General features: G+C 62.2%; 19 protein-coding genes. 3 read left to right on the forward strand and 16 right to left on the reverse strand.

Annotated features, from left to right (window positions below; all coding sequences use genetic code 11):
* Positions 1-183 (forward strand): hypothetical protein (locus tag ACO59D_RS09620; protein ID WP_485126786.1); only part of this gene is annotated, 183 nt, incomplete at its 5' end.
* 170 nt (positions 184-353) lie between these two features.
* Here ACO59D_RS09620 and ACO59D_RS09625 read toward each other — a convergent pair.
* Complete coding sequence (locus ACO59D_RS09625) at positions 354-2,429, reverse strand: elongation factor G (RefSeq protein WP_485126787.1); 2,076 nt, start codon at positions 2,427-2,429, stop codon at positions 354-356.
* A 342-nt stretch (positions 2,430-2,771) separates the two neighbouring features.
* Complete coding sequence (locus ACO59D_RS09630) at positions 2,772-4,250, reverse strand: radical SAM/SPASM domain-containing protein (RefSeq protein WP_130811540.1); 1,479 nt, start codon at positions 4,248-4,250, stop codon at positions 2,772-2,774.
* 252 nt (positions 4,251-4,502) lie between these two features.
* Between ACO59D_RS09630 and rlmD the strand changes: the two genes are divergently transcribed.
* Positions 4,503-5,684 carry a 23S rRNA (uracil(1939)-C(5))-methyltransferase RlmD gene (gene rlmD / locus ACO59D_RS09635; protein WP_485126788.1) on the forward strand — a complete coding sequence of 394 codons (1,182 nt, stop codon included), beginning with the start codon at positions 4,503-4,505 and terminating at the stop codon, positions 5,682-5,684.
* Positions 5,685-6,025: 341 nt separating this feature from the next.
* Here the strand turns inward: rlmD and purN are convergent, their stop codons facing one another.
* The 6 genes from purN to purE all read right to left on the reverse strand — a co-directional run bounded on the left by purN (position 6,026) and on the right by purE (position 11,313).
* Positions 6,026-6,634 (reverse strand): phosphoribosylglycinamide formyltransferase, encoded by a 609-nt coding sequence (gene purN / locus ACO59D_RS09640; protein WP_130811538.1) that lies wholly within the window; start codon positions 6,632-6,634, stop codon positions 6,026-6,028.
* A complete protein-coding gene (purM, locus tag ACO59D_RS09645; RefSeq protein ID WP_485126789.1) occupies positions 6,631-7,701 on the reverse strand; it encodes a phosphoribosylformylglycinamidine cyclo-ligase in 1,071 nt (356 codons plus the stop codon). The genes purN and purM overlap by 4 nt, the downstream gene beginning before the upstream one ends.
* Positions 7,691-9,298 (reverse strand): amidophosphoribosyltransferase, encoded by a 1,608-nt coding sequence (purF, locus tag ACO59D_RS09650; protein WP_485126790.1) that lies wholly within the window; start codon positions 9,296-9,298, stop codon positions 7,691-7,693. The genes purM and purF overlap by 11 nt, the downstream gene beginning before the upstream one ends.
* Entirely contained in the window at positions 9,295-10,305 is a 1,011-nt protein-coding gene (locus tag ACO59D_RS09655; RefSeq protein ID WP_485126791.1) for a sortase domain-containing protein, read from the reverse strand. The genes purF and ACO59D_RS09655 overlap by 4 nt, the downstream gene beginning before the upstream one ends.
* A gap of 27 nt (positions 10,306-10,332) precedes the next feature.
* Positions 10,333-10,782 (reverse strand): GatB/YqeY domain-containing protein, encoded by a 450-nt coding sequence (locus ACO59D_RS09660; protein WP_485126792.1) that lies wholly within the window; start codon positions 10,780-10,782, stop codon positions 10,333-10,335.
* A gap of 69 nt (positions 10,783-10,851) precedes the next feature.
* Positions 10,852-11,313 carry a 5-(carboxyamino)imidazole ribonucleotide mutase gene (purE, locus tag ACO59D_RS09665; RefSeq protein WP_485126793.1) on the reverse strand — a complete coding sequence of 154 codons (462 nt, stop codon included), beginning with the start codon at positions 11,311-11,313 and terminating at the stop codon, positions 10,852-10,854.
* Between the two features lie 153 nt (positions 11,314-11,466).
* On the opposite strand from purE, the gene ACO59D_RS09670 reads away from it, so the two are divergent.
* A complete protein-coding gene (locus tag ACO59D_RS09670) occupies positions 11,467-12,336 on the forward strand; it encodes a pyridoxamine kinase (RefSeq protein WP_485126794.1) in 870 nt (289 codons plus the stop codon).
* A 168-nt stretch (positions 12,337-12,504) separates the two neighbouring features.
* On the opposite strand, the gene ACO59D_RS09675 is transcribed toward ACO59D_RS09670, so the two are convergent.
* The 8 genes from ACO59D_RS09675 to ACO59D_RS09710 all read right to left on the reverse strand — a co-directional run bounded on the left by ACO59D_RS09675 (position 12,505) and on the right by ACO59D_RS09710 (position 21,084).
* The gene (locus ACO59D_RS09675) at positions 12,505-13,134 is read right to left on the reverse strand and encodes a hypothetical protein (protein WP_130811532.1); all 630 of its coding nucleotides are present in this window, start codon (positions 13,132-13,134) and stop codon (positions 12,505-12,507) included.
* 973 nt (positions 13,135-14,107) lie between these two features.
* The gene (locus ACO59D_RS09680) at positions 14,108-14,980 is read right to left on the reverse strand and encodes a hypothetical protein (RefSeq protein ID WP_485126795.1); all 873 of its coding nucleotides are present in this window, start codon (positions 14,978-14,980) and stop codon (positions 14,108-14,110) included.
* Positions 14,973-15,686: an NUDIX domain-containing protein gene (locus tag ACO59D_RS09685; RefSeq protein ID WP_130811688.1), complete on the reverse strand. Its 714-nt coding sequence runs from the start codon at positions 15,684-15,686 to the stop codon at positions 14,973-14,975. The genes ACO59D_RS09680 and ACO59D_RS09685 overlap by 8 nt, the downstream gene beginning before the upstream one ends.
* A gap of 192 nt (positions 15,687-15,878) precedes the next feature.
* On the reverse strand, positions 15,879-17,201 hold the full coding sequence (gene purD / locus ACO59D_RS09690; protein WP_485126796.1) for a phosphoribosylamine--glycine ligase: 1,323 nt from the start codon (positions 17,199-17,201) through the stop codon (positions 15,879-15,881).
* Between the two features lie 37 nt (positions 17,202-17,238).
* On the reverse strand, positions 17,239-18,519 hold the full coding sequence (locus tag ACO59D_RS09695; RefSeq protein WP_485126797.1) for an adenylosuccinate synthase: 1,281 nt from the start codon (positions 18,517-18,519) through the stop codon (positions 17,239-17,241).
* 231 nt (positions 18,520-18,750) lie between these two features.
* Entirely contained in the window at positions 18,751-20,088 is a 1,338-nt protein-coding gene (locus ACO59D_RS09700) for an FAD-dependent oxidoreductase (RefSeq protein WP_485126798.1), read from the reverse strand.
* A gap of 10 nt (positions 20,089-20,098) precedes the next feature.
* On the reverse strand, positions 20,099-20,773 hold the full coding sequence (locus ACO59D_RS09705) for a hypothetical protein (RefSeq protein WP_485126799.1): 675 nt from the start codon (positions 20,771-20,773) through the stop codon (positions 20,099-20,101).
* A 2-nt stretch (positions 20,774-20,775) separates the two neighbouring features.
* The gene (locus ACO59D_RS09710; protein WP_485126800.1) at positions 20,776-21,084 is read right to left on the reverse strand and encodes a hypothetical protein; all 309 of its coding nucleotides are present in this window, start codon (positions 21,082-21,084) and stop codon (positions 20,776-20,778) included.
* Positions 21,085-21,157 lie beyond the last annotated feature (73 nt).

Here is a 21,157-nt window from a genome sequence, read left to right on the forward strand (position 1 = left end):
AACCCTGGGACTCAGCGAGTCCGCCTGCTTGACAAAACTATGGGAACACCCCCCGATACACATCAACGCCTTATGAGAGAGACTATAGCGGTAATTGAATCAAATATTTTTTTTACTACGTATTTTAGTTGGGGGATTTATTTCTTTTATGCTGGTAAAACCTATCATTATCAAGCTATATGACAAAAGTCGGTATGCATTCGGTCAGTAACGTGCAAGACTGTGTCACCATTGGCTCCGTACTGCCCCGAAGACGATTGTGAGATGCCTGCCTTCGGAAGCTTGTCAAAACAGAGAAGGGGCCAACCAGACAAGCTGGTCGGCCCCTTGCTCATCATTGCTAGCGTCGCGAACTACTTCTCACCAGCGGCGCGCTTCTCGGCGTACTCAGCAGCAAGCTTGGCCTGGATATCATGCGGAACCTGCTCGTAGCCCGATAGCTCCATCTCGAACTCGCCCGTACCGCGCGAGAGCGAACGCAGGCGCGTCGCGTAGTCTGTGACCTCGGCGTACGGGACGGTCGCCTCAATGGTAGTCTCACCAGCAGCAACACCAGTACCCGCAGACATGCCCTCGACGCGGCCACGCGAAGCGGAGACGTCACCCATCACGGAGCCGGCATAGCTGTCGGGCACGGTGATGCGCAGGTGTGCCATGGGCTCAAGCAGCACGGGCTCGGCCTGCGCGACGGCCTTCTGGAAACCAATGCGCGCTGCGGTCTTGAAGGCCATCTCGTTGGAGTCGACGGGATGGTACGAGCCGTCGTACACCGCAGCCCTAACGTCAATCATGGGATAGCCCGCCAGCACGCCCTCGTGCATGGTCTCCTGCACGCCCTTGTCGATGGCGGGAATAAACCCGCGCGGGATGTGGCCGCCCACGACCTCGTCGACAAACTCGTAACCCTCACCAGGGTTAGGCTCGATGCGCAGCCAGCAGTCACCATACTGGCCTGCGCCGCCGGTCTGCTTCTTGTGGCGACCCTGTGCCGAGGCAACGCGACGAATGGTCTCGCGATACGGGATGCGCAGCGCCACGGTATGCGCCGTCACACCCGCACGGTCCTCCAGCCGGTCGAGAAGGACGCTCACCTGAGCCTCGCCAATCGCCGAGATAACCGTCTGGCCGGTGTCCTCATCACGCTCGACCTTGAGTGTGGGGTCGGCGTCCGCGGCCTTCTCGAGGAACGCATACAGCTTGCCCTCGGTACCGCGCTTGTCAGGCTCGATGGCAATGCGGTAGAGGGAGTTGGGAAAGCGGAAGGCGGCGGCCTCGACCTTGCCGGTCACCGAGAGGGTATCGCCCGTCATGGCCTCGAGCTTGGGCACCACAACAATGTCGCCAGCCGCAGCGAATGGAATCTCCTCGGTGTCGCGGCCGCACATGAGATAGAGATGGCCCAGGCGCTCGGTCTTGCGCGTGCGCGCGTTGGCGAGCTCGATGCCCGGCGTAAGGGTTCCCGCCAGCACCTTGAGGAAGGAGAGATGACCATTCTGCGGGTCGTTGAGGCTCTTGAAGGCAAAGGCAACGGGGCGGTCGTCATCCGGCGAGATGTCGAGTTGCTCACCGTTGACCAGCGGAATGCGACCAAAGTCCGCCATCGTGGGGAACCATCCAACGACGGCATCCATAAGCGAGAAGAGGCCCTCCTCGCGCACGCACGAGCCGGCGAACACGGGCACAAAGGCCCTCTCGGCCATCGCCTTGCCGAGAAGCCCCTCGAGTTCATCCTGCGTGATCTCTCCGCCCTCGAGGTAGCGCATCATGAGCTCGTCATCCACCTCAACCACAAGCTCGGTCAGGTTGGCGCGGGCATCTTCGGCGGCAGCCTGGAACTCGGCGGGAACGTTGCCCACTACAGGCTTTCCGTCCTCGAGGTGGCGCGCCTTCATGTGCACCACGTCGATGACGCCCGAGAACGCACCTCCCACGCCCATGGGGATGGTAACCACACCAAGGTTGTTGCCGTAATGCTCGCGCAGGGCCTCAAGCGTAACGTCAAAGTCCGCGTCCGGACGGTCGCACCGGTTCACAAAAATGGCACGCGCAAGCGAGAGGTTCTCCGCCGCGTACCACAGCCGCGTGGTCACGGTTCCAACGCCACCCGCGGCGTCAACCACAAAGAGTGCGGTCTCGCATGCACTCATGGCGGCGTAGGCGTCGCCAACAAAGTCCGGGTAGCAGGGCGCGTCGAGCACATTGATACGGGTGTCTCCCCAGATGACGGGGGCAATGGTGGTGGAGATGGAGAAGCCGCGCTCCCCCTCCTCGGCATCGTAATCAAGCGTGGGCTTGGTACCGGCGTGACCGCCTAGACGGGTCGTCTTTCCCGTCAGGTGAAGCATGGCCTCGGCCAGCATGGTCTTGCCCACGCCGCCTTGGCCCACAAGGACCACGTTTTTGACCTTCTCAGTGCTCTTTGTAGCCATGGTTCCTCCTCGAGCCGCAGCCAAGGCGGCATCGCCGAGAGAAAACGCAACAGCGAAGCCACCGTGCTTTTGCAAGTGCGCGGCAAACCGCGCGCCAGCTCAAACCTTACCCCCGCGAACAGCGGCTCATTCGTACACATCGGGCAGCGTTGGTGCAAGCGCCGCAGGCGTTGGTGGGGGCGGGGAAACGTGCGGCCACGGCTGGCCAGAAAAGCCTCCTGGACAAGAGGGCAACCACCGGAGGATGCCAGCGTTATGTGCGGCCTCTGCCAGACAGCGCATACAAAAGCCCGGGCCGTGAAACCTCGTGACCCGGGCTCAGCAAGCACTTATAGACGAAAGCTACTTCTCCTCGGCCCCCACGACTGCCTCGCCCTTGGCGTCCTCCTCTGCAATTAACTTTGCCTTGACGGAGATCTTCTCGTTAGACATCTGGTCCGCGTAGATCTTCTTGCCGGTGGGATGCTCCTCAAGCCACAGACGCTCGGCCTCGGGCGCCCACTTCTCGGCGTAGGGCGTGGTACGGGCGCACAGATGGTCGACGTCCTCGGGAGAGATGTACTCCGTGGACTGCGCATCCGCTGCATGCACGATCCTGGGCAGCATCTCGGGGTTCTCGAGCATGGGACACGGACGCAGCATGTTGTCGTTCCAGGGGTAGTTCTCGCGGTAAGCCTGGAAGACGGGCTGGCGCAAGCAGTCGAGAAGGTCCTCGTTCTTGATGTTGGCGTTGGAGTAGTGGATGAAGACGCACGGCTCCACGTCACCCTTGGCGTTGATGTGGCAGAACACGCGTCCGCCAGCGATGCAGCCCCCCACGTACTCGCCATCGTTCTGGAAGTCCATCGCAAAGATGGGCTTGCCGCCGGTGATGCCGCGCACCTCGCGGATGCGGTGCAGCATGTACTCGCGCTGTTCGGCGGTGGGCATGAGGTCGGCGTTGGCGCCCTCGCCCACGGGCATGTAGTGGAAGTACCAGGCCCAACGGGCACCCTTGCCGATAATGAGATCAAAGTACCTGTCGGAGGTGACCGCCTCGGTGTTCAGACGCGTGTAGGCAGTGGAGGTACCAAAGAGCAGGCCGTTCTCGTGCAGAAGGTCCATGGCGCGCATGACCTCGTCGTAGGAGCCCTCGCCACGACGGGCATCGTTGGTGTCCTCGTAGCCCTCGAGCGAGATGGAGAATACGATGTTGCCCAGGCGCTTGACCTCGTCGCAGAACGGCTGGTCGATGAGGGACGCATTGGTGAAGATGTTGAAGAGGCAGTCGTTGTGCTCCTCAGCGAGGCGCAGGACGTCCTTCTTGCGTACCAGGGGCTCGCCACCAGTCATCATGTACAGGTGGCAGCCAAGCTCGGAGCCCTGCGTGACAATCTTGTCGCACTCTTCGTACGTAAGGTTCTGCCACTTCTCGTAGTCTGCCGACCAGCAGCCGATGCAGTGCTTGTTGCAGGCGCTCGTGGGATCAAAGATAATAATCCAAGGCACGTTGCACTGGTACTTATCAGCGTTGGCAGTTGTGTTGCGCAGGCCGCGGAAGGCAGACTCGTAGCCTCCGTTGAGAACGACGGTCTTGAGCACGTGCGGGTCGGTCTCGTCGATGACGCTCCAGAGGAACTGCTCCCACTTGGAGCCAGGATAGAGACCGGCCTTCAGGCCACGCGTGACACCGGGAGCGGTATCCTTAAGCAGGTTACCGGCCATGTTGATAAGCTTGTCGAGATTCTTCTCGCGGTCGTCACCCGACGCCGCCTTGATGATTTGGTCCAGCGCGATGCTGAATGCCTTGCGCTCGGCCGCATGTGCAATCTTGGACTGCATTGAGTGCTCCCCTTTACTACCCGCCCCTAAAATGCCTTCTTGCGCGCAGTTTTTGACCTGCGTTTAAAACACAAGTGAACTATACCCCTGCACACGGTGAACATACAAGGGTTTTTAAGTCCCTCGTTGGGACTGCGCAGTTCTGTCGCATTCATGGCGTCACGTTTCAAAACGCCGAGGAACCCCTGCTGCGGCCGGGGCGTGTATGCTGGCTTTGTACCGTTTGCGCTCACCATCGTTGGCTGGAGACCCATGGGATACCGCACCTATACCTGCCCCATCGCAAAGTCTTGCGGGGGCTGCGAGTGGCTTGAGGTGTCCTACCCCATCCAGCTCGAACGCAAGCAGGCGCTGGTCGAAGAGGTGCTAGGTCAGGCGGCTCAAGAAGACCGTGCGCATGTCGACGAGATACGTGGCATGGATGACCCCCGCGGTTATCGCTACAAGGCTGCCACGCCATTTGCGCCAGGCTCCCGCGGCAGGGTCCGCTGTGGGTTCTACTCCGCAGGAACGCACCGCATTGTCCCCTGCGCCTCCTGCTTGGTGGAGGCTCCCGGAATCCGCGAGACACTCAATGCCGTTGCGCGTACAGCCGAGAGGTGCGGCATCCCCGCTTACCAGGAAGACCGCGGAACCGGCGTGCTGCGCCATGCCGTGATTCGCATGGGCTGGGTGAGCAGGGAGCGTCTCCTTACCATTGTCACCAACGGGCCCCGCATCCCCCGCATGGAGCGCTTTGTGGACGACCTAGCACACGAGTGTCCCAAGCACACGAGCATCGTGCAGAACATCAACGAGCGGCAAACGAATGCAATCCTCGGCCGTCGCTGCAGCACGCTGCGCGGACGCGGCTTTATGCGTGACCGCCTGCTGGGCTGCGACTTTGGGATTGGGCCTACGAGCTTCTATCAAACTAACCCCCAGCAGACGGAGGTCCTCTACCGCCTGGCCATCGCCGGGGCCGGCGTGGCACCCGGTACGCGTCTGCTCGACGCATACTGCGGCACGGGAACCATCGGCATATGTGCCGCAAAGAGTTGCAACGATGTCGAGGTTGTGGGCGTAGAGCAGGTCGCCGGCGCCGTCGCTGCCGCCCGGCGCAACTGCGTGGCAAACGGGCTCGACGGCAGATGTCGCTTTGTGCGCGCAGACGCTACGGAGTACCTCGTGGCAGCAGCGCGCAACGGACGGGCGGGGTGCTTTGACGCGCTGGTCATGGATCCGCCGCGCGCAGGGTCGACACCGGAGTTTCTCTCGGCTGTGTGCGCGTTGAAGCCCGAGCGTGTTTCGTACGTCTCGTGCAATGTGCTGACGCAGGCCCGCGATGTCGAACTGCTCCGTGAGGGCGGCTACCGACTTGAACGCGTGCAGCCTGTGGACATGTTCCCGCACACGAGACACGTGGAGTGCATCGCGACGCTTGTGCGTCGGTAGTGGGAAAGCAGCGGCGAGCCAGACCATGTTCGGGCGCAAAGGCGTGGCTCCGAAGCCTTCGGATGGCACGTTTTCACGGTTGGTGGCAGTTTTAGAAGGTCTTGCCAAGTAGATGCCTTGGCTAACTTTACAAAGCAGCAGGCAGTAAATTGGCACTCAACATATAGCATATAACGTCTTGAACCAATACTGCCACAAACCGTCAAAACAGAAATCGCCATCTTTCCGATGGGGGCCCCGAATTTCTTCCCGGCGCAAAACAGCGGCGCTGGCGAGACAATGGGCCCTCATCACGAAACGCCCAGCCCCACCGATGCCGTCAAAGACTGGCCAGGGCGGCTCTAGTCGATTACAACGCGCCCGCCCTCGGCCACGTGCACGCGCCCCTCTGCCAGGAGTTGCGCCACGTGCGGGTAGAGCTCGTGCTCGACCTCGTGAATGCGGGCCTCAAGCTGCTCGACCGTCCAGCCCTCTTCCACCTCCACCGCTCTCTGCGCGATGATAGGCCCGCAGTCGTAGTGGTTGTCTGCAAAGTGAACCGTTACGCCCGTGACCTTGACGCCGTAGTCGAAAGCGTCCTGGATGGCATGCGCGCCCTTGAAGCTGGGAAGCAACGCCGGGTGGATGTTGAGCACTCGATTGGGGAATGCGGCCAGAATCGGGTCGTGCACCATGCGCATGTAGCCGGCCATGAGCACATAGTCGACGCCGACGCGCCGCAGCTCGGTGGCTATGACCTCGTCAGCAACCGTCGGGTCCGCGTAAATCTCCTTGGAAAGCGTAAGCGTCTGGATGCCAGCTTCTTCCGCGCGCCTAAGGCCGTACGCACTGGGCCGCGAACTCACCACAAGCTCGATGCTGGCATCGAGCTTGCCTGCGGCAATAGCGTCGATAAGGGCCTGGAGGTTGGTACCTGACCCGCTGATGAGCACTCCGAGTTTGATGCTCATCGATAGACCACCTTGCCCTTGCCCGGCACGCACTCCCCCATCACAAACGGCGCAAACCCCTGGGCAACAAGCCCCTCACAGACCTCATCCACATCATCGCGACCGCAGATGACGCTCATGCCAACACCCATGTTGAAGGTCTTGTACGCCTCATCGGGCGTGAGGCCAGCGGCACGCACCATGTACGTAATGACCGGTGGCACGTCCCATGCGGGTCCATCCTCGCCACCACGGTCGACCACAGCGTCGACGCTGCCGGGCAGCGCGCGGTTGAGGTTCTCGGTAATCCCGCCGCCGGTGATGTGGGCCATTGCATGGATAGGCACGCCCGCACGAAGCGCACGCACCAGTCCGCCTGCGTAAATGGTGGTGGGTCGCATCACGGCGTCCGCAAGGCTCTCCCCGCCCAGCTCGGGAAGCGGACGCTCGAGCTCCTCGACGGCCTTGCCCTCAATGGCAACCTTGCGCACGAGCGAATAGCCGTTGGAGTGGATGCCGGAGCTGGGAAGCCCCAGGATAACGTCGCCCTCGCGGACCAGATGCGGCCCGATCATCTTTGGGCGGTCAACCACGCCCACCACAAAGCCGGCCAGGTCGTAGTCGTTGGGGTTCATGACACCAGGATGCTCGGCCATCTCGCCGCCAACCAAGGCGCAGCCGGACTTGCGGCAACCCTCGGCGATGCCACCCACGATCTTTGCCACATGCTCGGCGCGCAGCTTGCCAATGGCCACATAGTCCAGGAAGAACAGGGGCTCGGCACCAATGGGCACCACATCGTCGACGCACATGGCAACGAGGTCCTCGCCCACGGTCTCGTGGCGATCGAGCAGCTGCGCAATGGCAAGCTTGGTGCCCACGCCATCCGTGCCCGAGACCAGGACCGGATCATCCATGTCCTTGCACGCCGCCGCCGAGAAGCACGAGCCAAAGCCGCCCAGGCCGCCGATGACCTCGGGACGGTTGGTCGACGCCACGGCTGCCTTGATCGCGTCGACGGCGCGGGCGCCCTCGTCTACGTCGACACCGGCGTCTGCATACGAGACGTGCTGGGGACTATCTGCCATCTTGTCCATCCTTCCTGGATAGGGTTGCCTCGTTCTTCTCGTCCACGCCACTGCGCTTCTCGTCAACCCTGAGCCGCGCTGCCGAGTCCTGCTCGACCTCGCGCGCCACCTGGTCGATGCCCATGTGCGACTCGAGCGAGGACTGCATGAGGTTGTGCGGCTTGTAGCCGGGCAGGAATTTCTCCTCGTAGAACGAACGTGGAATTGCCACCGGGTAGTCGCCGGTGAAGCAGGCCGTGCAGTAGCCTCCGTGGGGGACGCAATCGATCAGCCCCCTTGGGGAAAGGAAGCCCAAAGAGTCCGCACCGATATAGTCTCGCATCTCCTCAAGCGACATGTTGGCACCGATGAGCTGGTCCTGGCTTGCCGTATCGATGCCGTAGAAGCATGGCCACGTGACCGTGGGCGAGGCCGAGCGCATGTGGACCTCCGCGGCGCCGGCGTCACGGAGCATCTGGACGATCTGCTTGGACGTGGTACCACGCACGATCGAGTCATCCACCATCACGATGCGCTTGCCGCGTACCACATCGGGCAGCGGATTGAGCTTGAGACGCACGCCCATCTGGCGCAGGGCCTGCGTTGGCTGGATGAACGTGCGCGCGACATAACGGTTCTTGATGAGTCCGGTGCCGTAGGGCAGACCCAGCTCGGCGGCGTATCCCTCAGCCGCAGGCGTACCGGAGTCGGGCACCGAGATAACAAGGCCGGCACCGACAACGGGCGTCTCGCGCGCAAGGCGGCGGCCCATGTTGTGACGCATGAGGTAGAACGAGCTACCGTCCTTCACAGAGTCCGGGCGCGAGAAGTACACGTGCTCAAAGATGCAATCGGCGTGGGGCTGCGGAGGCACGCCCTGCTCGGAGCGAAAGCCGTCATCGGAGATGCGGATGACCTCGCCCGGCGCGACCTCGCGCACGTAGGTGGCACCAACAATGTCTAGGGCGCAGGTCTCGGACGCAACGACCCACTCGCCCTCTCCCAGCCTGCCCAAAACCAGCGGGCGGATACCGTGCGGATCACGGAACGCATAGAGGGCGTTCTCGCGGGCAAGGACCATGGCGTAGCCGCCCTCGAGCATGCGCATGGTATGCGCAATGCCGGTGCGCAAACGATGGCCACGCTGCGTAAAGTATCCGATGAGCTTGGCCGCAACCTCGCTATCGGTATTGGAGCGGAAGGGGATGCCCATCTCGATGAGCTCGGCACGCAGGGCATCAAAGTTCACGAGCGTACCGTTGTGCGCAAGGGCGATGATTACGTCGTTGATCATCGAGAGGTGCGGCTGCGCCGACTCCCATCCCTTGGCGCCTGCCGTGCCATAGCGGCAGTGGCCAATGGCAACCTTGCCCGGCATGGCGGCAAGGTCGGCCTCGGAGAAGACCTGCGTCACAAGGCCCAGATCCTTGCGGACCAGAACCGTACGCCCGTCTCCCACGGCAATGCCCGCAGACTCCTGCCCTCGATGCTGCAGGGCCCGCAACCCGAAGTACGCCATGCGCGCGGGGTCATGGCTGGGTGCCCACACACCAAACACGCCGCACTCGTCGTGCAGCTTGTCGTCACTTGGCTCCCGCGTCCACGACGCCTCCGTCACGATGCCACCTCGCTCTTGGGTACGCACACCAGGATGGTGCGGCCGTAGCCATCAATGTAGTTGCAGGTGCACAGGGTAAGCACGTGGTCCGCCTTGCCGATGAGCTCCGCTGCGTCAGGCCGGCTAGTCACAGACTTTGCAAGAAGGTCCGAAAGGTACGTGTGGAACTCATCCTCGCTCGCCCAGCCAAACGTGCGCACGTTGGTGTCATCCTCGTCTGTGTAATAGAGGAGGAGGGGCTCAAGCTCGTAGCTGGCACCCTCGGTGACGTACCACACGGTGCCCACGGAATCGAAGGCCTCCTGGTTGTCCATGTCGGCGATGGGTTTGAACATGGCACCGTTGCGCAGGTGGTGACCGTAGATGATGGTCTGCTGGTCAAGCATGCCAGGCGCCTGGTTCTGGTAGTCCATGAAGACCTGGCCGCCCAGCGAGTAGGCACCCTCTGCGTTGGTATGCAGGTACTTGTCGTTATCGGACGCTTGGTAGACCGGAAAGCTCACAACGGTATTGGGAATCTCTATCCAACCAACGACTTCGGGGTTTATGGCCTTGAGCGATGCCCAATCGACAACCGGCGCCGAGTTGCCCTCATCATCGATGGTTGCGTATTGCGCAAGCTTCTCGTTAATCACGTCCTGCTCGTGGTATTGCCACTGCGAGTATCCCCACATACCCGCGGCAATCGCAAGGAGCGCGATGCCCACGATGAACAGCATCGTCGAGACGATGCTGTTACGGCGCTTGCGCGGGTCACGGGAACGACGGCCCGAGAGGTCATATGGGTCGGTATCGAGGTAGTTGTCGCTCTCCATGCGACGGTCGCTGCGGGCAAAACGCGCACCGCTGCCCTTTGCGTGCGGGTCACCCGTGACGACGGGTATGAAGCCGGCGGCACGCTGGTTGTTGGCAGGGCTGGCGGTGTGCTGGCTGCCGTCCGCGTGCTGTGCCGGTATGGGACTGTCCTCCGACGGCTGGCCGAAGTGCTTGCCTTGACTGTTTGACACGTGGTTGCCTTTCTCGGTCACGGCGAACTAGGAGAGCCTGCTTCCCACATACGCAGCGGCGGCAGGCTTGTCGAAGTTACCGCTGGTGGCCTTCGTAAGCGCTCCCATGACCTTGCCCATGTCGCGTTTGGACGTGACGCCAAGCTGGGCGATGAGGGAGTCGGCCAGCCGCTCGAGGTCTGCGCCCTCGAGCTGGCGGGGCAGAAGCTGAGAAAGGATGTCCGCCTGGGCCGAGAGCCCCTGGATGCGCTCGGCGTGGGATTCGGTGCCGGCTTTGCGCAGGCCGTCGAGCTCCTCGGCGGTAACCTTCTGGAGCTTCTTGACAGCCTTGGTAACGTCGGCCTCGGTGGCATCGCGGCGCTCGTCGACCTCGACCTGCTTCACGGCCTGGTTGACCTGGCACAGGATAGACACGCGGTCCTTCTCGCGCGCCTTCATGGCAAGCTTGATCTGCTCGAGTAGCTCTTCCTTCTTCATGTGGTGCTTTCCTCCTTGGCTGCGGCTAGCGCAGTCATGTGCAGACGGCTGGCGCTTGGCAGAGAGATGCTAGGCCACTGCCATCTGTTGCTTCATGTGAACGATTTTCTCACGGTATTCCGGCATGGTGGCACCCAGGATCTGGGTGGCATAGATGGCCGCATTCTTGGCGCCGCCAATGGCCACGCAGGCCACGGGCACCCCCGATGGCATCTGCACCATGGAGAGCAGGGAATCCATGCCGCCCAGGTCGCTCGTCTTCATGGGAACGCCAACGATGGGAAGCGGGGTATAGGCAGCAACGACACCACCCAGATGGGCCGCTTTGCCTGCAGCGGCGATGATCACCTTGAGGCCGCGGTCTGCTGCCGTGGAGGCCCAGTCGTGAACCTTCTGCGGCGAGCGGTGCGCCGACGCGATGACCAGCTCGTACGGAACGCCCAGCTCATCCAGCTGAGCGGTGCACGCCTCCATCGCAGGCGTGTCCGACTTGGACCCCATGATGATTCCCACCAGCGGCTTGTCCGCCATAGGACCCCCTTAACGTTTGGTTTCAGAGACCCTCACAGTATAGATGGAGCAGGGCGAACGTGGGCCATGGGGCCTATCATTGACCAACAGCAACAAATGTCGACAACAGCTGACAGCCCAGCCACTGGACTGGCACGAGCCGAAAGGTATCGCATGAATCCCAAGGACCTGATTCTCTACAAGCGAGAGGGCGCCTACATCCCGCGCGTCGCCGCAGTGCATGACCTGTGTGGATACGGCAAGTGCTCGCTGGGGATTGCCATCCCCATGCTTTCCGCGGCTGGCTGCGACGTGTGCCCCGTACCCACCTCGCTTTTCTCGGCTCACACCAAGTTCCCCACGTTCTACATGCACGATACGACGCCAATCCTCAACGACTACCTGGACGCTTGGAAGAAGGAAGGCATCGAGCTTGATGCAATCTATTCCGGGTTCTTGGGCTCGGCGAAGCAGGTGGGGGCAATCCAGCGGCTTTATCGCGAGCATCCGAAGGCGCTTAGGGTGGTTGACCCAGTGATGGGCGATGGTGGCAAGATGTATCCCACGTATACGGTCGAGCTGTGCGAGAAGATGCGAACGCTGGTTGCGGGAGCCGATATTCTCACCCCCAACCTTACCGAGGCACACCTGCTTACCGGCATGCCGTACCGCGGGCAGGACCTCTCCCAGGCCGAGGTCGAGCGCTATGCGGAGCAGCTTGTGGGGATGGGTGCGCATCTCGTCGTGATGAAGGGCGTAGTGCGAGGCGACGGGCTTATCAGGAACTATATTGCTGGCGAGAAGACCAACCTGGTGGAGGTCGTGGGCGAGCAGCTGCCGTTCATGACACACGGAACCGGGGACCTGTTTGCCTCGGCGCTCACCGGAGCGGTGATGTGCGGGCGCAGCGTCTACGATGCCGTGGCGTTTGCAGCGGACTTCGTGCGAGATGCCATGCGGATTACGCGGTTGCAGCCGGATAACGAGGTGCGTGGGGTATCGTTCGAAAGCCTGTTGGGGCAGGTTGCGGCGCTTGTGAGGTAGCCGGGGCGGCCAGCCGCGGACTGCTCGGCCCTCTCATCCCGTGGATTTTCGCCGTTTAGAGATTTTCCGAACGGTTAGCAAGCCCTAACCGGCGAATTTTTACAGGCTAGCAGCCGCACCGGAAATCCCGAACGGTTACGGCGGCCTAACCGGCGAAACCCTACGACATCACAAGTCCCGCTTTGGCACTCCGTACCATTCAAGCAGGGCCTTGAAAAAGGGTCGGTCCTTGGCCTCTGGGAAGCTAAATCTCACAATCGAGGCATCGTACAGGGTGAGGCGAGATTCCCTGCGTCTCTCAGCGAGAATTGCCTTTCCCGAGACCTTCTCGCCTCGTCCGCCACAAGCTCCCTGCTCGGCGTACTTGCCTGCACCATCAAGCTCGCCGAATATCGGCCGTTCGACACCGGTGTCCCAAACGTAGTCGATTCTGTACTCACCTCCGGAACGGGTTGGATCCTCTACAAGAACCTGCAGTTCAGGCACGCAAAATCCCAGCTCGATGATAATTCCGCGCACCATCGACTCTCCGCCATTCTCAGAACGGCCATCAGCCCAGCCTATCGTCTGAAACGCCTGGCGGGAACCCCTCGAATGCGGCTGGGCTTGCACGAAGCCTGCGAGGCCCTCTCGCGTAAGGCCGTAGTCGCGCAGTGCGGAGTCCGCAACGGCAAGGCCGGCAGGCATGGGGAGGGTCCTCAGGCACGTCGAGATGGTGTCGGCAAGAGGAGTCGCCCTGACACCGGCAACAACCTTATCTTTCTCGCCAACCGCAGGAGGAACAGGGTGCCTTACCACGTGCTTCCCTCGGTGTCCCCCATTCTTTGCATCTAAAATGTGGACCACCGACGGGTCTGGCTCAGATACCTGCAGGCCATGGGCTATCGCGGCTGACGTTGCGCAGAACACCCATGTAGGATGCAAGGCAGCTGCTGCGCGGATCACGTGCAGCGACTGGGCGCCTGGCGAGAGGGACTTCCAGTATGACGTTCTCGCGTATGTGCGCGGAAAGGGTGACGTCACAATTCCAGCCGTCGCCCGGCGCTCAAGGAGGCGGCGTGTGCGGTCGCTCTTCACACAGAGGCACATTCCCCGTTCCTCCGCAGCAGAGAGCGCCTCGTTGACCTCATCCTGTACCGTTCGCCAATATCCCCTGCTCACGCTCTCCCCCTTCCAGCCGCCATCGTGAGCTTCTTGTACCTGACGGGACGACCCTTATAACTGACAGGTGTCTGACGGCACGCTTGCCCGCAGGTCAAATGGGATATTTTGTCTATTGAGAAGAAGAGAAATCCGCGAGTGGTGGGATTGGCGTTGTGGGCGAAGGATTGGGCGAGAGGATTGAGGGCTGCGGTGTCATTTGGTGTTCCCTGCTATCGCGCGGTGTCAGGTCGCAGTGGTCACATCTTGTCATTTCTCGCCGTTTAGAGATTTTCCGAACGGTTAGCACGCCCTAATCGGCGAATTTTTACAGGTCGGCAGCGGCACCGGAAATCCGGGACGGTTACGGCGGCCTAATCGGCGTTTCTTTACGAGTTAGTGGCACTGCCGCAAATCCCGAACGGTTAGCCTGCTTTAACCGGCGAAAAGTCGCGGTCTTCCACATAGCCGGAAATCCGGGACGGTTACGGCGACCTAATCGGCGAGGTTCCACGGGTTAGTGGCACTGCCGGAAATCCCGAACGTTTAACCTGCTTTAACCGGCGATTTCCCGCAGAGAGGGGCGCTGGGGCCGCAACGCATACCGCGCCACCAGCTGCGACGCTTGCGGCTACTTTGACCCACTGCTCGAACCAGAGCTCGATCCGCTGCTCGTCGTCGTGCTGTTCTCCGTCGAGCCACCCGTAAGGTTGTTCAGAATCGCAACCGGCGTGAACGACGTCGTGACCTGGCTGCGCAGCTCTTCCTGCAGCGTCGAGTCCACGCCGGTAATGCTGCAGTTAAAATTCACGCCTGTCGAGCTCTGGGTCTTGGACCACACAAACGTGATGAACGAGGTCACATCGCCCGTGGGCTTGAGGAACCCAAACAACTGCGAGGTCTTGAACTTGCCGTTCTCGTCCATACGAACGTTCACGTGGTAGATGACGGTATTGATGTTGGGATTGAGCAGGCAGTTTACCGAGAAGGCCGACGCCTGCACCTGCGATCCGGCAAAGCACTCGAGTGCATCGCTTGAGGTGGAGTCGATTACGGTCACCTCAACGGTCCCGGTATTCTCGTCTGCCTCTTGCACCGAGAAGTCCTCGGGGAACTGCGTGAAGCCGTTGCCCCACTCGACTCCACCACGCAGCGCCGAGGCCACCGTCGTCACTGTCACGTTGTGGGCAAGGTCTGCCGTGTTCGAACGGCGCACCACGCCAAAAATCACCTGCGCGGCAACCACGATGACGAGAAATACCAGCACAAAGCCAACGGCAGTCTTCGCGATGACCTTGCCGACGTTAGAGCCGGAAGGATCTTCCGAGGAAAGCGGGTCCACATCGACGCCGGTACCCTTCTCCTTGCGGCGGCGACGCTCGCGGCGTGCAACCTCCTCGTTGGAGTGGCCCGTCTCGTCAACAGTCTCGAAGAGCTTCTCAGCCTCGTCGCCGGTTAGGGCATTGGTCTGGCGGCGAGCCATCTCGCCTTTCTGCTTAGCCATCGACCTTCCCATCGCTCATGGGGTCGTTCACGGGACCGGCAGCCTCGCCTGGCGCAAGACGGTGCGCAATCGCGTCGCAGACAAGCGCGCCGACCACGGTCTTCGCGTCCTCGACCCTGCCGTCGAGAACCGCATCGACCAGCTCGGACAGCTCGACTAGATCAACGTTGATGAACTCGTCGGCATCGGGGCTCGACTGGTGATAGCTGAGGCCCGTTGCCATGTAGAGGTGGATAAGCTCGTCGCAAAAGCCGTCAGACGTCGCAATGGTGGTGAGATAGGCCATCTTCTTGGCCTGCATGCCCGTCTCTTCGGCCAGCTCACGATGGGCGGCGTCAAGCGGGTCCTCGCCTGGGTCGAGCTTGCCTGCGGGAATCTCAACCGTCACGCGGTCAAGCGCCGTGCGGAACTGACGCACCAGGCAAATGCGCCCCCCGTCGGTAAGCGCGACGACCGCCACGGCACCCGGGTGGCGTACAACGTCACGCACGGCCGTGCGACCATCGGGAAGCTTCACGCGCAGGCGGTTGACGTTGAAGATGCGGCCTGTCCAGGCAACGTCCTCAGAAACCGGGTGCTCCTCGAGGCCAGCATCACGCGGGTCGTCCTCCCCAAGCACCAGGCTACGGGCCTGCGGAAGGCCTGAGACGTGGTCTTGGCTCGAACGGTCACCATCATAGGTAAGGTCATCGGCAGCCGAGCGCATGTCTGCGGTGGCCGAGCGAAGGTCGTCCATCGTGGGAACCGCCTCGACGTACTGTGGACGAATCTGCGAATCGTCCGCTGGTGACGCCTCGTACGAGTATCCCTCGTCCTTATCGGCACCCATATCCTGCACCCGTGCCACTGCCCTGTGCCTCCAAAGTATCTCGTTTCGTACTACGCGAGTGATTCGGCGCTATCCGTTGCTGCGGGGAAGAACCGCCTTGGCCCCAATATCATGGCGCAGGGTCTTTCCCTCAAAGTCGATAAGGTCGCAGGCCGCGTACGCCTGACGGCGGGCCTCCTCAAACGTGGGCGCCACGGCCGTCACATCGAGCACGCGCCCGCCAGCCGTGACCAGCCGTCCCCTGTCATCGAGCACCGTTCCGGCGTGGTAGACGGTAACGCCATCCAGCGCTTCCGCACGCTCGATACCAAAGATAGCCTTGCCCTTCTCGTAGCCGCCGGGATATCCGGCGCTGGCGAGAACCACCGAGACGGCCCAGTTGTCGCCCCATGAGACCATGTCGGGCGAGAGGGACCCCTCGTCGCAGGCGAGAAAAACGTCGATGAGGTCGGCCTGCATGCGCGGAAGGACCACCTGGGTCTCGGGGTCGCCAAAGCGGGCGTTGAACTCCAGCACCTTTGGGCCTTCCTTGGTAAGCATGAAGCCGCCATACAGGCAGCCGGAGTACGTGATGCCCTCAGCACGGAGCTCATCGACCACGCGCTGCTCAATGGCAACCATAGCGGCATGCTCTTCGGGCGTGACCGTGGGGACAGGCGAGTAGACGCCCATACCGCCGGTGTTGGGGCCCTTGTCGCCGTCGAGGGCTCGCTTGTGGTCCTGCGCGGTCGCAAGCGGCACCAGCGTGGTACCGTCGGTGAGGGCAAGAAGCGAGCATTCGGGTCCGTCGAGGGTCTCCTCGACGATTACCGTGGTACCGGCGTCACCGAATCGGCCCGAGAAGCACTCGCGCACTCCCTCGAGAGCCTCGCTGGCATCCTTCGCCACGATGACGCCCTTGCCAGCGGCCAAGCCATCGGCCTTCACCACACAGGGGCCGTCGAGGTGACGGACATAGTCCTCGCACGGCTCCTGCTCGGTAAAGGAGCGCCATGCCGCAGTGGGCACGCCCGTGCGTGCCATGACCTGCTTGGCGAACTTCTTGGAACCCTCCATGCGCGCAGCGGAGGCATTGGGCCCAAAGCAGGCGATGCCCGCAGATCGCACGGCATCTGCCACGCCGGCCACGAGCGGAGCCTCCGGGCCAATGACCACGAGGTCTATGCCCTTCTCGCGCGCGAAGTTGGCCACGTCGACAGGCGAGTCTTGGACGACAGGGGCAACTTCGGCCAGAGCGTCCATGCCACCGTTGCCCGGAGCAACCCAGAACCTTCCGGCTCGAGGCGACTCGGCAAGCTTTGCGAGAAGTGCGTGCTCACGGCCACCGGCGCCCAGGAGAAGAATGTCAACCTTCGAATCGCTCACGTGTCCTCCCTCGTTCGCGGAACACATGACGCGCCCGGTGCTCCCGGGCGCGTCTGTGCGGTACCTAGTCCCAGTAACGGTTGATAGTCTGCTCGCGCTCGGGTCCCACCGTGATAATGGAGACGCGCACACCAGCAAGCTGCTCAAGGAAGTCGATGTAGTCCTTGGCCTCACGCGGAAGCTGGTAGAAGTTGCGCACGCCGGAGATGTCGCACTTCCAGCCGGGAACCGTCTCGTAGACGGGCTTCGCGTGATAGAAGACGGACTGGTGCTCGGGAACGGTGGTGTAGCGCTTGCCATCGCACTCGTAGGCAACACAGACCTTGATCTCGTCGAGGCAGCCGAGTACGTCGAGCTTGGTGATTGCAAGGTCGGTGAGACCGTTCACGCGAGCGGCGTAGTTCACAACCACGGCATCATACCAGCCGCAGCGACGCTTGCGTCCGGTGGTCACGCCGTACTCGTGGCCAACCTCGCCCAGCTTGTCACCAACCTCGTCAAACAGCTCCGTGGGGAAGGGTCCGGAGCCCACGCGGGTGAGGTAGGCCTTGGCAACGCCCAGCACGCGGTCGATGCGGGTAGGGCCGACGCCCGAGCCGGTCATCGCACCACCAGCAGTGCAGTTGGAGGAGGTCACAAACGGGTACGTGCCGTGGTCGATGTCAAGCATGGTGGCCTGAGCGCCCTCGAAGAGGATGTTCTTGCCGGCCTCAAGCTGCTCGTTCAGGAAGAGCGAGCTCTCCACAATGTACGGGCGGATGCGCTCGGCATAGGGCAGGTAGGTCTCGCAGATCTGCTCCACCGTGTAGGAGGGCAGCTCGTAGACCTTCTCAAGGATGGGATTGGTGTAGGCCAGAGCCGCCTCGAGCTTCACGCGGAAGATCTTCTCGTCGAGCATGTCCTGGATGCGCAGGCCCGTGCGGTTCATCTTGTCCATGTAGCAAGGGCCGACACCGCGCTTGGTGGTGCCAATGAGGTTCTTGCCGAGCTTCTTCTCGTGCGCGCCGTCGAGGTCCTTGTGGTAGGGCATCACGATGTGGGCGTTACCGGAGATCTTGAGGTCCTTGCAGGAAATGCCCTGCTCCTCGAGGGTGTCAATCTCGCCGAGAAGAACCTCGGGGTCGACGATGCAGCCGTTGCCAATCACGGGGTAGACGCCCCTGTACATGACGCCAGAGGGAACCTGGTGAAGGGCCAGCCTGTGGTCGCCGGCAATAACGGTGTGGCCTGCATTGGCCCCGCCAGCGTAGCGACAGACGACGTCAAACTCGCCGGAAATGAGGTCCGTCACCTTACCTTTGCCCTCGTCGCCCCACTGTGTACCCACGAGAACTGATGCAGGCATTGCTCCCCCTCAAAAGAGTGTGATAGGCGGGTAGCCGGCGCCACGCGCACGGAACCCCTAGCCAAGCAAGTATACGGCATGGCCAGCACTTCCCGTAAGCGATGCCACCGAGCACGGAAACAACCCACAGCGACAACCGCATGCCGGTTGGGTGCTCAGACGAGAGGGCGCTGGCGCACCGTCAGGCATCCAGCCTGCCGCTCGCCCAGACAACCCGGTGACACCAAACGGCTAGTCCATAAGGCCGCATCCGTCGAAGTCGGCGAGCTCCCTTCCAGAGGCAAGGGCACGCGCACAGGCCCTTCCGGCAGAGTCGCCCATGTCGATCACGGTCTGCTGGATTCTCACGCTTGCCTGCACCAAAAAGCTCGTCGAGATGCAGCGGCCCACCGTGAGCATGTTCTTGACGACCCTGTTGGTAAGGCAGCGGTACGGAATCTCGTAATACTCCCCTGCCCGGTACTTCTCCATATGGACAAGACCCTTGGTGGCAGAGTGCACATCGATGTACCAGGTCCCCCTGGCGACCGCGTCCCCAAAACGGGCACGCTTGATGTAGTCACCCACATCGAGCACGTAGGTGCCCTGGATGCGCCAACTCTCGCGGATTCCCAGCATGCCTGCCTCGCGGATAAGGAACGCATGCTCGAAGCCGGGCATGTACCCGGTGAGAAACGTTACGAGCCTCCTCACGCGAAAGCGACCCTGCGCAAGGGCGGCAGAGCGCGCCATGGCCGAGGCGTTGCTCTTAAGGCCTGGAAGGTGCGGGCAGTTGAACGCCATGCACCCAGGCTCTGTGGGAAGCGAGAAGCACTGGTAGTAGACAAGGTCGTCCGGCTGGAGGACGCCATCGGCGACTGCCTCCTGGAAAAGCGGCTCGAGCTTGAATCCCCTTTCCGCGACCATGGCGGACTCCCAGAAGTATCCCTGCCTCAGGGGGCTGAAATCGTCACCCAGGGAAAGGCAGCAGTCGCGGTAGGCGTCGACGTCGATGCCGCCCATCTCAAAGCGCAGGGAGCTCATCTGGTTGTTTCCGTCATCGTCGCCAGAAAGGCACGGCACGCCAGCCAAGCGAGAGAGCACGGCGTCTCCCGTGGCGTCAACGAACTGCTTGGCAAGAATCGCCCGAGGCCCCTCCACGGTCATGACCTCAATGGCACGGATCGCGCCGGCCTCCACATCCACCGAGGCGAGCGTCGCGTCATAGAGCGCGGTACCGCCCGACTCCAGCAGCATCTGCTCGAGGACCTCGGCGAAGGTCTCCGGCGTGAACCAGATGTAGCCCATAAGGCCGTCGTCCTCGCGGGTTTTGACGCCCAAGGCGATGAGGCGCCTCTCTATCTCCCCTAAGTTGTGGCCATGCTCGACTCGCGAGCCCATCATGGGCGTGACCAGGGCATGCGTAGGTGTGCCGCCGAGAGACGCGGCCTTCTCGACCACGAGTACGCTGTTTCCCTCTTGAGCCGCGCTGATGGCGACAGACGCCCCGGCGGTGCCCCCGCCCACAACGACGGTGTCCCATTCCCCCAGAACGGGAAGGTCCCTCGCGCCAAATCCATACGTGTCCACGTCTCTCCAATCAACGGCAAACGACTTGTGAGCCCAGAACCTCTCGCGCGCGCTCTACCTGGGACAGGAATGCCCTCTGGGAGAGCGCCCCCTCGCCCATCAGGGCAATGGCATCCACCAGCTGCGGCGAGATTGACAAGCCCGTCATACACCGTGCAAAGGCGTGGGCCGCAATCTCGCTGGCGCACGCCGGGCGGCGGTACCGCATGCCAAGAATCCCGCAGACGCGCACCTGGGGCGTTACGTCCGGGGTCATAGGCCCTCGCGAGAACTCGAGCGCATGGTAGAGCTCGTGCGCAAGGTGCAGGCGGCACAGCTCCTCCTCTTCGAGGATCACGCCAAAGGCGAGAAGGGATCGCCGCTTGGTGGCGACCTCGTCGACATAGAGCTCGACGGTCCCGCCGCACGCGGTACCCGCGCGCGTCATCGCGCATAGATGAAACCCCGCGCGCGACCCCGGCGAGGCCCCCGCGATGCGGCTTACGACATACCCGAGCCCCATCAAGACATCCTGCGGATCACGGCCTCGCCAGCACGACGCGCGCTCGCGCCCCGCCGCAAGGCATGCGTCTATGAAGCCGGGCAGGTCTCCCATTTCGGCACGGGAAAGCGACGGCTCCGCCATGACCTGGGCAAGCGCGAGCTCTCGCTCGGGAGCATACGGCGCTGCGGGGTGGGGGTCCATGCCTAGCCCCTAGCGGCGACCACAATGACGGGCTGGTCGTCGCCGACAAACTCGAGTTCTATCTTGGCTAAGCTCATGAGCTGGTCTTTATTGAGAACGCCGGAGAGGTCAGACATCCTCTGGCCAAAGAAGAGGTAGGTCTTGGGCAGCGCGGCGCCGGCATCCGTGTAGAGCGTCATCGAGTCGACGAAGTCCGAGAGGGCCCCGTCAATCTCACCCTTTGTGAAGACGGCAGCACGCGCGTCATCCTTCTGGAGACGAATCACGCCCTCCTCGTCTATCACGCGCACTACGCTCTTCTTGCTCTTCATGAGGCCGATCCTCCTGAACCTGTCTAGGTCCAAGATCTCCGTCGCAGCCCCAAGTGTCGACTTTTACTTGACC

It is taken from the genome of Tractidigestivibacter sp., from assembly GCF_057241865.1.

Coding starts and splice junctions, on each gene's coding strand:
- purE (WP_485126793.1), bottom strand. CDS start 11,313: ATGGCGGACAAGCCGCTGGTGGGAATCATCATGGGGTCCAAGTCGGAC.
- rlmD (WP_485126788.1), top strand. CDS start 4,503: ATGGGATACCGCACCTATACCTGCCCCATCGCAAAGTCTTGCGGGGGC.
- ACO59D_RS09680 (WP_485126795.1), bottom strand. CDS start 14,980: ATGGCTAAGCAGAAAGGCGAGATGGCTCGCCGCCAGACCAATGCCCTA.
- purN (WP_130811538.1), bottom strand. CDS start 6,634: ATGAGCATCAAACTCGGAGTGCTCATCAGCGGGTCAGGTACCAACCTC.
- ACO59D_RS09630 (WP_130811540.1), bottom strand. CDS start 4,250: ATGCAGTCCAAGATTGCACATGCGGCCGAGCGCAAGGCATTCAGCATC.
- purM (WP_485126789.1), bottom strand. CDS start 7,701: ATGGCAGATAGTCCCCAGCACGTCTCGTATGCAGACGCCGGTGTCGAC.
- ACO59D_RS09670 (WP_485126794.1), top strand. CDS start 11,467: ATGAATCCCAAGGACCTGATTCTCTACAAGCGAGAGGGCGCCTACATC.
- ACO59D_RS09710 (WP_485126800.1), bottom strand. CDS start 21,084: ATGAAGAGCAAGAAGAGCGTAGTGCGCGTGATAGACGAGGAGGGCGTG.
- ACO59D_RS09625 (WP_485126787.1), bottom strand. CDS start 2,429: ATGGCTACAAAGAGCACTGAGAAGGTCAAAAACGTGGTCCTTGTGGGC.
- ACO59D_RS09705 (WP_485126799.1), bottom strand. CDS start 20,773: ATGGACCCCCACCCCGCAGCGCCGTATGCTCCCGAGCGAGAGCTCGCG.
- ACO59D_RS09695 (WP_485126797.1), bottom strand. CDS start 18,519: ATGCCTGCATCAGTTCTCGTGGGTACACAGTGGGGCGACGAGGGCAAA.
- purD (WP_485126796.1), bottom strand. CDS start 17,201: ATGTGTTCCGCGAACGAGGGAGGACACGTGAGCGATTCGAAGGTTGAC.
- ACO59D_RS09685 (WP_130811688.1), bottom strand. CDS start 15,686: ATGCGCTCGGCTGCCGATGACCTTACCTATGATGGTGACCGTTCGAGC.
- ACO59D_RS09660 (WP_485126792.1), bottom strand. CDS start 10,782: ATGAAGAAGGAAGAGCTACTCGAGCAGATCAAGCTTGCCATGAAGGCG.